This window comes from Brucella pseudogrignonensis, assembly GCF_032190615.1.
GTDB lineage: Bacteria > Pseudomonadota > Alphaproteobacteria > Rhizobiales > Rhizobiaceae > Brucella > Brucella pseudogrignonensis_B.
Genome location: NZ_JAVLAT010000002.1, coordinates 1310942 through 1323637 on the forward strand (window position 1 = coordinate 1310942; position 12696 = coordinate 1323637).

Consider the following 12696-nt stretch of genomic DNA (forward strand, 5'->3'; position numbering starts at 1 on the left):
TGGGTGCATGTTTTTCAAACGATCTGTGAAATCGCCTCTGGCAATCAAGGCGCAGAAGTCTCTAGCGTTTATAAATAACAAGATTATTCAGCACTTTAGCGACATTGATGGGCTAAGTGTGGAGCAGCGCGTTTGGGAACATGAAGACGGGAAAGTTCCTTCGCTCCCTAAGAACCGCAAAGCTCTTTACTCATTTCACCTCCAAGGAAATCTCCGCACGTTGAAGGTCGGCCAAGTAAGCCAGAATAATCAGGCACGATACAGCTTCCATCATTACAATGTGATTCCAGCGCTAAGCAGCACGTTGGCCAGAAGCATCTGCGATAGATCACCAATCCCTGATGTGAACTTCACTCTAGAAACAGTGAATGAATGGATCAAAAAGAATACCGTGAGGATCGACTTTCTTCTTCCTATAAACACGCCTCAGAGCGCGATGAATACGCTCGAAGCAGCACTTATCGGCGAATGGGCACCGCTTTATGAGGGAAAAAGAGGTTCTTAACCGTCACGCCACACAGCTGCTACCTAGATAATTGTCATTGGCTGCCCGCAGATGGGGTGCGTTTGCTAAGTAGTTTGCTATCGAGAACCCCATCGGAAAAGCGCTTCGTATGTTGGCGCGTTCAGGCCCCGGCGGCACCGTCCATATTCGAGTGTCAGGCACCCCTAAACTATTGTCACGTTGCTGAGGTGGCATTTTATACCCGTTGAACGCCCACAGGCAGGTCCGTTTGACATAGTTATCGCCTGCGCAAAGTGCAGTGTAATCGGCGGGGTGAAACGTATGGCTTGGCTTTCCGAATATTTTACTGAAAGCTGATACTGGGTTTTCGAAGAATCCCGGCGCACCTGACAACAGGCACGTCATCCGACATTGCTCCGCTACGATAGAAGACTTCGCTTGAAAATATGGATCTTTGGCGCGCTTTTCTTCCCACCACCTAGCGCCGCTGACAGCGACGTCCGTGCATGGTGGAAAACCCGCCACAAAGACGATGTTACTTTCCCTAATGTGATGCGCTAGCAGTGGCGCGGCTTCAAGCACCGTTCCAGCGAACCTCGTTATACGTCCGTCCTGATGCGTCATACCGTGCTGCGGGTCAACCATAAGAACGTTATAGCCATTTTCCGCCCATGGGGTTGCCATGGCGTCCGTCAGGTTGCAAAGCAGAATGACTAGTCCGCGGCTGTCGTCGTGTTTCATCAAAACGGCGCCCTTCCTAAAATGGTGCTTCTTTGAGTGCTTCCCGCATTCCTAGCCCGCAGCCTTCCCATGCGGCTTTCACCAGCATGCGTGCTTCTAGCTCATCGCAGTCTGCAAGGTCGGTTTTGCCTATGGAGCCAAGGAAGGCCCCAACCGCCTCAACGCCGGTATCAAGGGCGCGCAATTCGTAAGGGTCGAGCCTGCGGCGTGTGCGGATATGCTCGGCAATGTCTGCGCACTCCTTGCATAGCCAACGGATCGGTTCTTTGCCCTCCTGCACGCCGAGTCCCACAGCGTGGCGGAAGCAGACGTGGCAAATGTCCTTGGCTGAGTTACACGTCATCAAAAAATTCCCGGACCACGCTTACTTTCTCGACCATTTCTGTCTTGACGCCCATCCCCATTTCTTTCAGCAGAACGGCCAGCCTTTCTCCATCGATCAAGTCAATGGCAGGAACCCCGTCACGGGTCGCCTCACGTTTCGCGTCGGCTGTAAAGCGGCCAGTAGTCACAAAAAGGGCCTTATCTGTCCGACCCTGCATTGCACCACGAAAATCACGAACGTCTGGTGCACCAACTGTATTTTTAAACCGCTTGCATTGAGCGAGGACACGGAACGAAAGAACGCTGTTGACTTGCACCTGTCCAAGGATGTCTATGCCGTCATCTCCGCTACGTCCCACCACTTCCACATGCGAAAAGCCTAGCTGCAAAAGCAAAAGTCGCGTCAAACGCTCGAAAGCATCTGCCGGCATAGCTTTCAGTGTGTTCAGAAGTTCATTTTGCCATTGTGTTTCTTCTTCTGCCTCCACAACATCTTCGTCCACCTGTTCAGCTTCGCTGACCTTATTCTTCGCTTTGCTGGATAAGGAAGCACGCCGTAAGGCAGGGAGCGATTCGATTTCTTGCTGCGTTGCTGAGCGTCCATACGGAGTTAATACCCAAACTCCGCGCTTAGGATTGTCCAGCGCCTTGGCCCACTTCAACCAAGACTGAACCCAACCAACTCGATAGCTTAGTTCTGATTGTGGTCCGTCCTTGTGCGGGATAGCCACAACTTCATCGGAAAGTGTCATGATTTCGGAAACTTTCTCAACCAATTGGTCTTTATCCGTAGAGCCACCCAAATCTCTGAACGCTTTGACCACCGGCCAAAAGAGCTGATCGTGATGTGGAACTTTGGACTGTTTCTTGAGCATGACGCACCCCCGGTTTGACGATGCGCTATGCTGGCATTTCACCCGACTGCTTTCAATCAGGCTACACGACTAAATAAATCTATTGGCTCGTTGTCGTTGACCACACTTGGCCGCGTTTTCGCAACAACAGGGCGCAGAGTCGCTGCAATACGCGCATGTGCGATCGGCATGTATTCTTCCTCACGCTCGCATCCGATAAATTTGAAGCCTTCCAGTAGAGCGGCCTTGCCCGTCGATCCACTGCCCATGAATGGGTCTAGAATGATGCCACCTGTCGGCGTGATGAGGCGGCATAGCCAGCGCATCAGGTCTGTAGGCTTGACGGTTGGGTGCGTGTTGGCACGAGTATTCTTAGTGCCACTGATGCAAGTTGCCTCTTCCCCTGCGAGTTGAGTAACCCTTGCAAGCGCGGAGGCTACCAATTTCTGTTCAAACCCATCAAGCCCATCATCCCGATCCTTCCGGCTTGCTTTGGCGCAGTAGAAGAAACGAGCTGGATCACCATCATTGGGAAATGCCGAAAGAACCTCATCGCTGCCGTCATGGACGATGTTTGCGGGCCAGCGATCCGGTTCATGCTCATTGCCCGCGGGAATACGTGTTCCATTGATATTAATGGCACCCGTACCATGGGAAAGGACATTCGCGGCAACGGTGCCAGACAACGCCTTTCGCGCCAAGGCGATAGGCTCCCAAGCCGGTTTCAATGCTGTGCCCCATCCTAGCCATTCGCGAGCTTCGTCGGTAATGGGTTCACCCTTCTCAGTGCGCTCATACTCGGTGCCTTTAGCAACCTGACCAACAGTATTATCCTTGATTGCACCGGCTTTCCCGCGCCAGAAGCCGGCACTTTTGTCGATTTGCTTTGCAACATCATGGCTTTTGGGGAAGCCCGATCCATACAGCCAACCAAGCTGATCTCGGATTTCAAAACCAGCATCCTCGATCGCTACAGCCATGCGGTGATAAGTGCGTGTACCGCTGAACGCGACGACGTGTCCGCCGGGCTTCAACACCCGCAGACATTCACGCCAGAAATCTTCGCTGAACGCGACTTCTCCAGTATCCCACGACTTGCCCATGAAGCCCGCCGAAGCTCGCTGATAAGCTTCGTTGCCCTTTGCTGGTGCACTCCCAGGCTTTCCAAAGCGCTTGACGATACTGACAAGAGCATAAGGCGGGTCCGTTACAATACTGTCGATGGAATTATCCGCCAACGATCTGAGCACATCGCGGCAATCAGCTTGATATATAGTGGCGTCGCCAACTGTTGCGCTTGGCGCAATATTGGCCCGTGGCAGATCTTCCTGCATTCATTCTCTCCTCGTGTGTGGTAACCCGCCAGTTGGTGGCTGGCGGGCTGTAAGTTAAAGGATGGGTGCGCCACCGTGGCCGTTGGAGCAGAAAATCCCGTGTGGTGTCATTAACTGCGTTTCTCCGCATTCACTGCAACGCGGAACGGCGACCCCTTGCTGCACGGCAGCAATCGAGAGTGTCAGGTCTGGAAACCAATCATCATAGGTGGCGACATTCATCCGTCCATCAGCCGCTGAATTGTAACCGCACGGGCATTCGTATTCGTCGCGGATGTACAGGCCTACCCCGACGTCAACACATTCCGCTTCTGCCGTGCCGCCGCATTCGGGTCATTTCATGAACTGATCGCCGTAGTTGGTCACAACACCTTCTCCATGCAGGCGCGCATTACACCACGCAGTTCATAGAAGTTGGACGCGTTATCAATTGCGTTCATCAGGTACTCACGGTCTACCTGTTTCCTTGCCTCGTCGAGCCCTATCCCGTGCTCGCGCAAGCTTTTTATGCGCGGCACATAATCAGCCGGATCTATCTTGGTCCTCACCACGCCACCCTTTCCTCACGCACGTTAAAGCCCGGCACCTGACGCACACCGGCGCGCACGGTTTCCTCAGCCATTACTTGCACGACAGCTTTGAAACGGTCTGGCGCACGGCCATATGCCCAATCAAGCGCGACGCCTTCGTCGACCAGATCACAATGCCATACCGAACGAAGGCCAGCGCCAGTCGTTGCCGCCTTGTCTTCGCGCTTCGCCCAACGGTCAGCTTGTTTCGCTTCCTTGACCAGTTCCTCTGCCTGCTCGCGCGCTTCCAGATTACCAGCACTCGCCTGCATGGCTTCCTGCGCTTCGCGGATTACGCGGTCAGCTTCTTCTCTTGCCAGCCGAGCAGCAGCTTCCTTTTCGGCGGCAACCTTATTGCGCCAAGGGGTCAGGAGCCCCTGCAGCACTTCCTTACCAAGCACGACCTTGCCCTTGCCTGACGTCTTAGTGTTGCCGATCAGTTTGTTGTAACGCGCCTGGATTTCAGCTTTGGCGTCGTCGTGTGGCTTGGCTTCAGTCTTGCGTGCGGTATCGGCACGATTGCCAGCCTCATGCAGCTTGTCATGGAGCTCGGTCACAGCGTCGGCGAGGGCCTGATTGTCGATCGCTTCGCCGTCTGCGAAGTTCTTCGCCTCGTCGAACAGGTCTTCGATTTCCTGCTTGATCGTCTCATATGCGGAGGTCGGCGGGTTGTTGTGTCCTGCCTGCGCCGAAGGTCTGGCGTTGTACGGATCGTACCTATCTGCGTCGATATTCTTCATGGTTTCTCCTCGTGTGGTTGGCTGGTGAGGCCGAGTGATGCTCATTGTGGTGGCGTCGTCAGTCTGTGCAACAGGAATCTAAAGTAAATGTAACTTTTACTTGCATGCCTTTGATGTTACGCTTGAATTGCGTATTGGCTTCCGGGTGGGGGCGCCGTACGCAGTCGCTCTGACAGCTCTAGCTGCAGGGCGACTTTTTTGGTTGCTGCACTAACAATTTGCAATTGCAACAAACTGTCATTTCTGAATCCAGCGCTCGTACCTACTTATTGTTGGCACCCTGCTCGCAGGGCGGCACCCGTATCGCGCACCCCAAGCCCCCCGCCCAAAGCGCGATACGGGCCTCAAAACGGGATCTCATCGTCCAGCAGCTCCGATAACCCGACAGACACATTATCGTTCGCAGGCTCCGGTACGTTGTTGTTATCTCCTACGTCTCTAGCCCGCACGTCTTTCACGTTCCAATATTTGCCGTTCGGGATCACGCTAATTTCGTCGGTGGTGAGCAATTCGCGCTGACGCTCTAGCCATTCCATGACCGTTTTAGGGAAAGGTCGCTGGCCTCCGTGCTGCGTCCACCATCGATGCGCCTTTGTTTGTGCAAAGCCCGTATGCTGCGGGCAAAGCCATTCATTGATCTGCGTATAGCCTGCGATGTAGCTGCACTTGACCGACGGCGGCTTGTCGCCCTTGCCTTCGTGAAAATGAAACGTCCTTCCGGTCACCTTGCGCCATTCTGCTTCGGCGGTGCTAACAATCGGAACGTCGGCGGCCTGCCGTGTGAGCTTCTCATCCTCATTCGGCGGAAAGTGATATCCGCAGCATGGGCACTTCATCAGCGAGATGTGCACCTTCTCACCGCAACCGACCGCCCCGTTGTTGTCAGGCATGGTCGGACAGATCTTGATTGGCGGCTCCCCATTACCAGCGCTTGGCGCTTTCGGCTCGACCATGTCGACAGGACCATGCCGGTCGACGAGTTTCGCGAAGTCGAGGACGAGGCAATTACGTTTGGGGCCTGCCGCGATAGCTGATAGACGCTCCTCTACCGTATCCAGTGGCGCACCTGCCCTGTAGAGAGGACGAGTGCCACGCCCCGCCATTTGGACGTACAAACTTAAAGATAGAGTCGGGCGCATAAATGCAATTAAATCAACGCCCTTATGATTGAATCCTGTCGTAAGTACTGAATTGTTCGTCACGCACTGGATACGGTATGCTTTGAAGTCCTCAAGGATGCGGCGGCGTTCTTCCTTCGGCGTATCGCCCGTTACGGCCTCGCACGTAATGCCGCGCGATCTGAACACATCGCGCACGTCCAGCGCAGCCTTCACGCCGGCACAGAAACACAACCAGGAACGACGATCGGAACCCTTTGCTATGATCTCAGAAACGACCGCGTCATTAAGGTCAGTACGATTGATTGCTTCTTCCAGCGCTCGCTGCTTGTAATCTCCGCCAAGCCTCCCGACGCCTTTGACGTCGTATTCTGTAGCCGTTGGTTTGCTTGTGAGCGGAGCAAGGAAGCCGTCGCGGATACCGTCTGCAACGCCGTAGGTGTAGACGATCTGATCAAACAGACGATCCGCGCCTTCATCCAAGCGGCCGCTGTCCAGCCGGTAAGGTGTGGCAGTCAGGCCGAGGATCTTCATATCCGGATTGATCTCAAGCAGCGCATCGATGAACTTGCGATACATCGTGTTGCCGTTGATTGGGATCAGGTGGCACTCGTCGACCATGAGCACGTCGACGTGTCCAATTTGCTGAGCCTTGTTGTGAACCGTCTGAATGCCTGCAAACACAATCTGACTGCGTGCATCACGGCGACCAAGACCCGCCGAATAGATACCTGCAGGCGCAAATGGCCATACGCCCAGCAATTCCAGATAATTCTGTTCGATAAGCTCCGCGACGTGGGTAACGACCATCACGCGCATATCAGGCCAACCTTCAACGAGGCGCTGGATCAATGACGCCATAACCAACGACTTGCCGCAGCCCGTTGCAAGATCAACAAGCGGATTGCCTGCCTCCTCTTGCCAATAGTCGAATACGGCGTCTATTGCTTCTGACTGGTAGTTTCGTAAGGTTAGCATGTTGGGGGCGTTACCTTGTCTGATAAAGAGAATGCAGAAAAAGAAAACGAGCAGTTTTCTTCGTCGATTTTGTACGTGGCGACAGCTGTTTATGTCGGTGTTTGCGCGATGGTCTTTGGTGCGCTCTATGCGAAGCTGCCGACCTTCGGAGAAGCGTTCTTGTTGCTTGTGAAGGACTACGGAACAATCCTTGCGGGTATCCCGGTTCTTGTTGCTGTCGTGGTCGCAAAGCAGCAGTTGGATGCTAATCGTCGGCAGCATGCGGCCAGCATTAGACGGTCGTTCAAAGAGCAGGTTGACGTTATGATAGCGGCCTCTGATTGGTGCAGCTCAATGCTATGCATGACATTCGATGAACAACTAGCCAACCGCGATCCTGACGTCGACGGGTTTAATATTGGCCCATTTGACGATACTTACATTGACAGGGCCACCAAGGTACTAGCCCCCGGGTTTGTTTATTCTTTTCAATCGTTAAATGGAACAATCCAGTCGTTTCACAAGCACTATTTGGGCACGACGACGAGTTAGATTTACGTAATCGATATCGAATACTTCAACTTCAAGCACAGTCACTGAGAGACCGGTTAGACCATGAGTTTCGTGAGCTTTCCCAATACTGGTCCTAACCCTTAGAGCCATCCACCCAAACCTCTCCCGACTTCATACGATACGTGATCGTCTCTTCTTCTTCGTCGACATCGACCTGCTCACCATTCACCATGCCCGGTAGGTACAAATGCGCCGGGCAACCGTCGCGCTGTTCGTCGATCGACAAAGGCTTTGCCCATCGTGCGCACGAGATATGGCAATCACCGCCGCTTTCAGGTTGAGCATGAAGGCAGGTTCGGCAGTTCACTCGCGGCTGTGCGTCGTGATGACAGACCGCCTTATGTTTGCAGAACATGCATCCAAAGAACTCTGGGTTTTCGCTAATCCTGCTCGGCGGCGTGTCCGAAAACACGATACGTTCGCAGCGCGCTACCAGTCGCAGGCAGAATTCCAGATCGTACTCGATGCGCTCGGAATAAAGGCTGTCGCTGTCTTTGCATGACACCAGATAAAGACAGCGGCTCAACCCGAAGGCATGCATTCCAAGCTGGCACTGCGCATAATGGAGTGGCTTCGCTTTCTGACAGCCGTCCTTAACAATCAGCGCGAAACCCTTGGCATTGCTCGATTTAAACTCTAACAGGTGTTCTATCTTCGACGCTTCAGGCACATTCATTGCTTTGCCATCGCACTTGCCCCGCACAAAGCCCGACACAAGCCGGATCTTGTCTTGCTGCCCGTAAACGTCGACGCCGATGCTCTCGAGATCAGCGACGAGCCGTTCTTCCTCGATGTTACCAGTTTCAAACAAGCGCAGCTGGCGGCCGCTATGGACCTCGTGAGCCGATGCCCAGCGGAAGCCATACCAAAGCGCCCTATCGCATTCCGTGCCCGCCTCGCCCACGCTTATGCCCCACGAGTCCCAGGATTTCGCCTGGGCCTCGTACGCAGCATAGATCGCGCCGACGGTTGTAGATTGTGGTTTGGGGAGTGGTGCCATTCTCCTACACGCGCATCGGCATAATTACGCACCTGTACCCCGGCCTGCTCGCCGACGTGATCAGCGCAGGCGAACCGGAGTCCGCCATCGACATTGTGATTTCATCCGCGCCAAACGCCGCCATAAGGTCCGTGACATACTGACCATTGAAACCGATCGTCAGCGGCTCGCTGCTGAAATTGACTTCCATTTCCTCCGTCGCGTCGCCACGATCTGGATTAGCGACATTCAGTGTCAGAGCATCCGAAGCGAATGAGAAGCGCACAGCGCGCCCACGCTCGCTGGCGATAACTGATGTGCGGCCAACAGCTTCTCGCAGAGCTTTTGCCGACAGCGTAGCGACACGCTCCGACGGCTTTGGAATAACGCGCTCGTAATCCGGATATGTACCGTCGACGAGTTTCGACACGATGACGGTCGAACCGCTTTCGACCATCACCTTGTTTGACGATAGCGAAACTGACACAACGCCGGTCGGAAGCAATGACAGCAGCTTGTTCGGCAGAATAACGGGAGCAAACGTGGCGTCCTGCTCGATGCGTGTCGACGCGAGGCGATGCCCATCTGTCGCCGTGGCAACGATATGGCCGTCTTTTGCTTCCAGAAAGACGCCGTTCAGATAATAGCGGGTTTCTTCGGTACTGACTGCGAACTGCACGTCCTGCACGAGCGAAGCGAGATCCACTTCGATCGTGGTGTCGAAGCTTCCGTGATTGAAGGACGGGAAGTCAGCAGCTGGCAGCGTATCAAGCTTGAAACGGCTCTTGCCAGATTTTACGACCAGATGATTGCCGTCGGCTTCCAAACTAATGTCGCCGGTTGCCTTCTTGGCAATGTCCGCAAGCAGCTTGCCTGCAACCGTGACAGTGCCGTCCTGGCTATCCAGAACCGGCAAACTGGTGCTGATTTCCAGATCCAGATTGGTGCCTGTGATGCTCAGCTGTCCTTTGTCCGTGGACAAGAGCACGTTGCCAAGAATTGGGATTGTCGTTCTGGCTTCAACAGCCTTCGTAACTGTCGACAAGGCGTGCGCAAGCTGCGCTCGGTCAAGCGTTACCCGCATGGGTTTCTCCTCGTGTTGGTGGTGTTAGGCGCGGCTGGTAACCGCGCCTTGGTTAGATTAGGCTGCTAGAGGCCAGCCATCTTCGTCAAGCTCAGGCGGAACAAATTCGATGCCATTGATATCGGCAAGGTGTTCAAGTAGCGCTTCGGCGTTGCCCGGCATATTATCGTTGGCCGGTTGCACCCATGGTTCACTTTCCGCATCGTCCACAGTCAGCGCCTCGATAGCCGCTTCAATGGTAAAAGGCTTGTCCTCATTACCCAACACAACCTTGTCACCATACGCGCCGCCGATCTGGTCTTTCAGATCTTCCCAAGTTTCAATTTTCACACCCCGAACGGCCAAGGCAACTTTCATAATGTCGCCTTTGCCTATCGTGTATCCACGCTGTTGATACTTCAGGACGCGGGTAGCTGACGCGAGTGGATAGCGAGTGCCAGCATTGAATTTCAGAAAGCGCTGGCTGTTGTGCTTCAGAAAGTCAGGATGAAAAGCAAAGCCGGAGTCTGGGCTGTTGGCGCCTGCATCCAGATCAACCGCACCCATGCAAACGGTAAAATCAAAGGCGTCAAAAATAGACTTGGCACTTGGGAAGAAGTCAAAATACATTAGCTGAGCAATATTGTTGCTCCGATCAGAGAAGGTCACTGCGCGCTTACTCGCAGCCACGCACCACAGTCCATCCTCATATGCATCATAAACCCCTCGCTGGAATGCGCTGCGAGATTTGAAATACAAATCAACGTCATTAATTTTGGTTCCAGTAAAAACGCTAGTTACTGCGCCGCCAGCAACAAACGCACCGTCAAAGCGTATTGGAAGCGCACCATCGATCTGTCTGCGCTCGGATTCGTATGCCATACAAAACTCCTCATGTTCGGTTCGGTGGGCTACCGGCGCGAAAGCACCGGCAGCTTTTTGGTGCTTACTTAGACCAAGGACGGCTTCCCGCAGCTTTTGCAGGCTGCGCTGGCTTGTTGCTGTTTGCCGCTGCAGGACGGTCGTCGTTTGCTGGGCGCTGCGCTGCCGCCGCAGGCTGCTGAGCGTCAATGCTCGGCTCAGGCACGTTGTTTTCGTCAGGGAAGAAATACTTCTTGATCTCGGCGCGCGCGGGATATTGGCCGTCCTTTGAAGGCTTGCCGAGCGCAACGCGAACCGTGAACGACTTGAAGAGCAGATCGTCCGTGTCTTCTACCGAAGACATTTCGAGCGCGCGGCAAAGGCTGGCGAACTGTCGTTGGCCGATCTCCTGCGCCTGCGGGTTCTTGTTCTCGATGTTGTAGTTGTTGAAAAGCTTGCGATCAGCATATTCAGCCGGTTCAAGCACCTTCATTGTGGTTTTCAGAATCGTGCCGCTACCTGTCGACGTTGCAGCAACGTCGGCCGCCTCGATTTCCATCTTGTATGTGCCGTTCGGCAGATCGGAATAGTCCGACTGCGTCGTGTCGTGTTGGGTGGCGTCAAACGCCGTTCCAAGTCTCGCCATGTGTTAGTTCCTTGTGTTGGTGTTGTGGTTAGTGCGCAGGTTAAGACTTTGCGCGAAATACAGTGGGTCGGAGAAACCCACCGATGAATCCAAGCGCAGCGCCAATCTGCCAAAGTGACAAGTGACCAGCATTGACACCCAAAGCGGTGAAGAATGCCTGCACAGTTTCAGTGAAGAAGAAGCCGACCACCCATCCCGAAAACGCGCCAAAGAGAACGCCGATCAGCGGTGCAAAGAAAAGGATAGCGGCAACCGTGACCAGTCCTGCTAGTGCTTTTTCCATCATGCGGGCTCCTGCTGTTTAGTGACTGATGCAAAAAGGCTCGGAACGGAAAGTTTTTCGCGAGCGTACTCACGCGCTTTCTCTTGTGCCGCTATGCGCTCATTGAAATCCTGCTGAATTTCTTCGCATAGTTCGGCAACTCCTTCTGCTAATACGTCCCCGCACCGGCGCCATGTTTTGTCTTTTCCTTTATAAACAATCCCATGTGGACCGACGAAATGGTAAGATGTGCAGGTGAGAATGCTCTCAGAGTCAAACTTGAGGGCTCCTTGCATCATCGCCCTTATCGCCATCTGGTGGACAGGTTCTCCAAACTTTAGCTGCATAGGATTTGGACTGAACCACCCCATCACGCTGCCTCCTGCTCTGAGACCGGCCAGTACTTCGCCAATTCGGTGAAGCCCTGCCCTTTGCGGTATGGAACGGCGTCGGGCATTGAATAGCGGTTCTTGGCATTGAAGCCCGCGCCTTCATTCAGATGTATCTGGCGCTCTTTGCCACCCTCCGCATGAGCGACCTTCGTCTGGCGCGCGACTTCCTTTTCTTTGATGGAAACGCGGTAGTTCATGAACGCCACAACGTCAGACTTTTCACGAACAAGTGCATTAGCGCGCTTGTGCAGTTTCGGCTGGTATCGCGAATAAGGATCTGTCGTCGGGCTGTCGAAGCGCACAATCTCTGGGTGGGCAAGGATGACCACATAAATACCGGCTTGCGCGAGCGCCGACAGGGCAGACATGAGCTCGTTCCATTCGGTGTCGGCTTCCACGTAGCCTTTTCCGAATCCAGCTTCCTCTATACTGGTGATGCCAAGGCGGGTGCATGTCGCAGCCCAGACAAGCGGTTCGAGGCCGTCGGCACTGTCGATAATCACGGTGCGTCGATCGTGCTCGACGGTCAGCAACTCACCGATAATGTTGAGCAGGTCGTCGAAGCTTTCAATTGTGCCTGGCGTTGCCATTTCGATATCAGATGGCGGTCGCTCGCCTTCTGTGGCCAGATAGATCGGATCTGGAAATTCAGCAGCAAGACTGGTCTTGCCGATACCGTCGACGCCATACAAAAGCATGACTGGCGGGTCGTTTCTCTTCGTCGACTTGAGGCTTGATAGGCTGATAGCCATAATTAACTCCTCGTGTGTGGTTAGTGGGTAAGTTGAATGACGATCATCATGGCCAGCAGGATAAG

The 12696-nt window shown here is 54.0% G+C and carries 15 protein-coding genes; 2 read left to right on the forward strand and 13 right to left on the reverse strand.

Features of this window, described 5'->3' with window-relative positions; all coding sequences use genetic code 11:
* Positions 1-7: 7 nt before the first annotated feature.
* Positions 8-505: a hypothetical protein gene (locus RI570_RS17405; RefSeq protein WP_313829909.1), complete on the forward strand. Its 498-nt coding sequence runs from the start codon at positions 8-10 to the stop codon at positions 503-505.
* A 3-nt stretch (positions 506-508) separates the two neighbouring features.
* Here RI570_RS17405 and RI570_RS17410 read toward each other — a convergent pair whose 3' ends face one another.
* From RI570_RS17410 to RI570_RS17440, 7 genes are all read right to left on the reverse strand, one after another.
* On the reverse strand, positions 509-1210 hold the full coding sequence (locus RI570_RS17410) for a hypothetical protein (RefSeq protein ID WP_313829910.1): 702 nt from the start codon (positions 1208-1210) through the stop codon (positions 509-511).
* A gap of 13 nt (positions 1211-1223) precedes the next feature.
* Positions 1224-1550 carry a DUF6511 domain-containing protein gene (locus RI570_RS17415; RefSeq protein WP_313829911.1) on the reverse strand — a complete coding sequence of 109 codons (327 nt, stop codon included), beginning with the start codon at positions 1548-1550 and terminating at the stop codon, positions 1224-1226.
* Positions 1540-2406 (reverse strand): restriction endonuclease, encoded by an 867-nt coding sequence (locus tag RI570_RS17420; protein WP_313829912.1) that lies wholly within the window; start codon positions 2404-2406, stop codon positions 1540-1542. The genes RI570_RS17415 and RI570_RS17420 overlap by 11 nt, the downstream gene beginning before the upstream one ends.
* 56 nt (positions 2407-2462) lie before the next feature.
* Entirely contained in the window at positions 2463-3719 is a 1257-nt protein-coding gene (locus tag RI570_RS17425; protein ID WP_313829913.1) for a site-specific DNA-methyltransferase, read from the reverse strand.
* Positions 3720-4081: 362 nt separating this feature from the next.
* Positions 4082-4270 (reverse strand): hypothetical protein, encoded by a 189-nt coding sequence (locus RI570_RS17430; RefSeq protein WP_313829915.1) that lies wholly within the window; start codon positions 4268-4270, stop codon positions 4082-4084.
* On the reverse strand, positions 4264-5028 hold the full coding sequence (locus RI570_RS17435) for a hypothetical protein (RefSeq protein ID WP_313829916.1): 765 nt from the start codon (positions 5026-5028) through the stop codon (positions 4264-4266). The genes RI570_RS17430 and RI570_RS17435 overlap by 7 nt, the downstream gene beginning before the upstream one ends.
* A gap of 344 nt (positions 5029-5372) precedes the next feature.
* Positions 5373-7124 carry a DEAD/DEAH box helicase gene (locus RI570_RS17440; RefSeq protein WP_313829918.1) on the reverse strand — a complete coding sequence of 584 codons (1752 nt, stop codon included), beginning with the start codon at positions 7122-7124 and terminating at the stop codon, positions 5373-5375.
* A gap of 15 nt (positions 7125-7139) precedes the next feature.
* Here RI570_RS17440 and RI570_RS17445 point away from each other — a divergent pair, with 15 nt between their 5' ends.
* Positions 7140-7655, forward strand: a complete 516-nt coding sequence (locus RI570_RS17445) for a hypothetical protein (RefSeq protein ID WP_313829920.1) — start codon at positions 7140-7142, stop codon at positions 7653-7655.
* Positions 7656-7749: 94 nt separating this feature from the next.
* Here RI570_RS17445 and RI570_RS17450 read toward each other — a convergent pair whose 3' ends face one another.
* The 6 genes from RI570_RS17450 to RI570_RS17475 form a co-directional block, all read right to left on the reverse strand.
* Complete coding sequence (locus RI570_RS17450; RefSeq protein ID WP_313829921.1) at positions 7750-8676, reverse strand: oxidoreductase; 927 nt, start codon at positions 8674-8676, stop codon at positions 7750-7752.
* Between the two features lie 4 nt (positions 8677-8680).
* Positions 8681-9739, reverse strand: coding sequence for a DNA polymerase III subunit beta (gene dnaN / locus RI570_RS17455; RefSeq protein ID WP_313829922.1), 1059 nt, complete (start codon positions 9737-9739; stop codon positions 8681-8683).
* Positions 9740-10664: 925 nt separating this feature from the next.
* Positions 10665-11225, reverse strand: coding sequence for a DUF669 domain-containing protein (locus RI570_RS17460; RefSeq protein WP_313829923.1), 561 nt, complete (start codon positions 11223-11225; stop codon positions 10665-10667).
* Between the two features lie 40 nt (positions 11226-11265).
* Entirely contained in the window at positions 11266-11511 is a 246-nt protein-coding gene (locus RI570_RS17465) for a hypothetical protein (RefSeq protein ID WP_313829924.1), read from the reverse strand.
* A complete protein-coding gene (locus RI570_RS17470; RefSeq protein ID WP_313829925.1) occupies positions 11508-11861 on the reverse strand; it encodes a hypothetical protein in 354 nt (117 codons plus the stop codon). The genes RI570_RS17465 and RI570_RS17470 overlap by 4 nt, the downstream gene beginning before the upstream one ends.
* Positions 11858-12631 (reverse strand): ATP-binding protein, encoded by a 774-nt coding sequence (locus tag RI570_RS17475; protein WP_313829926.1) that lies wholly within the window; start codon positions 12629-12631, stop codon positions 11858-11860. Before RI570_RS17475 ends, RI570_RS17470 begins: the two co-directional genes overlap by 4 nt.
* Positions 12632-12696 lie beyond the last annotated feature (65 nt).

Excerpts from the sequence above, each read along its gene's own strand:
- RI570_RS17405 (WP_313829909.1), top strand. The coding sequence starts at position 8 with ATGTTTTTCAAACGATCTGTGAAATCGCCTCTGGCAATCAAGGCGCAG.
- RI570_RS17415 (WP_313829911.1), bottom strand. The coding sequence starts at position 1,550 with ATGACGTGTAACTCAGCCAAGGACATTTGCCACGTCTGCTTCCGCCAC.
- RI570_RS17420 (WP_313829912.1), bottom strand. The coding sequence starts at position 2,406 with ATGCTCAAGAAACAGTCCAAAGTTCCACATCACGATCAGCTCTTTTGG.
- RI570_RS17425 (WP_313829913.1), bottom strand. The coding sequence starts at position 3,719 with ATGCAGGAAGATCTGCCACGGGCCAATATTGCGCCAAGCGCAACAGTT.
- RI570_RS17435 (WP_313829916.1), bottom strand. The coding sequence starts at position 5,028 with ATGAAGAATATCGACGCAGATAGGTACGATCCGTACAACGCCAGACCT.
- RI570_RS17440 (WP_313829918.1), bottom strand. The coding sequence starts at position 7,124 with ATGCTAACCTTACGAAACTACCAGTCAGAAGCAATAGACGCCGTATTC.
- RI570_RS17450 (WP_313829921.1), bottom strand. The coding sequence starts at position 8,676 with ATGGCACCACTCCCCAAACCACAATCTACAACCGTCGGCGCGATCTAT.
- dnaN (WP_313829922.1), bottom strand. The coding sequence starts at position 9,739 with ATGCGGGTAACGCTTGACCGAGCGCAGCTTGCGCACGCCTTGTCGACA.
- RI570_RS17460 (WP_313829923.1), bottom strand. The coding sequence starts at position 11,225 with ATGGCGAGACTTGGAACGGCGTTTGACGCCACCCAACACGACACGACG.
- RI570_RS17465 (WP_313829924.1), bottom strand. The coding sequence starts at position 11,511 with ATGATGGAAAAAGCACTAGCAGGACTGGTCACGGTTGCCGCTATCCTT.
- RI570_RS17475 (WP_313829926.1), bottom strand. The coding sequence starts at position 12,631 with ATGGCTATCAGCCTATCAAGCCTCAAGTCGACGAAGAGAAACGACCCG.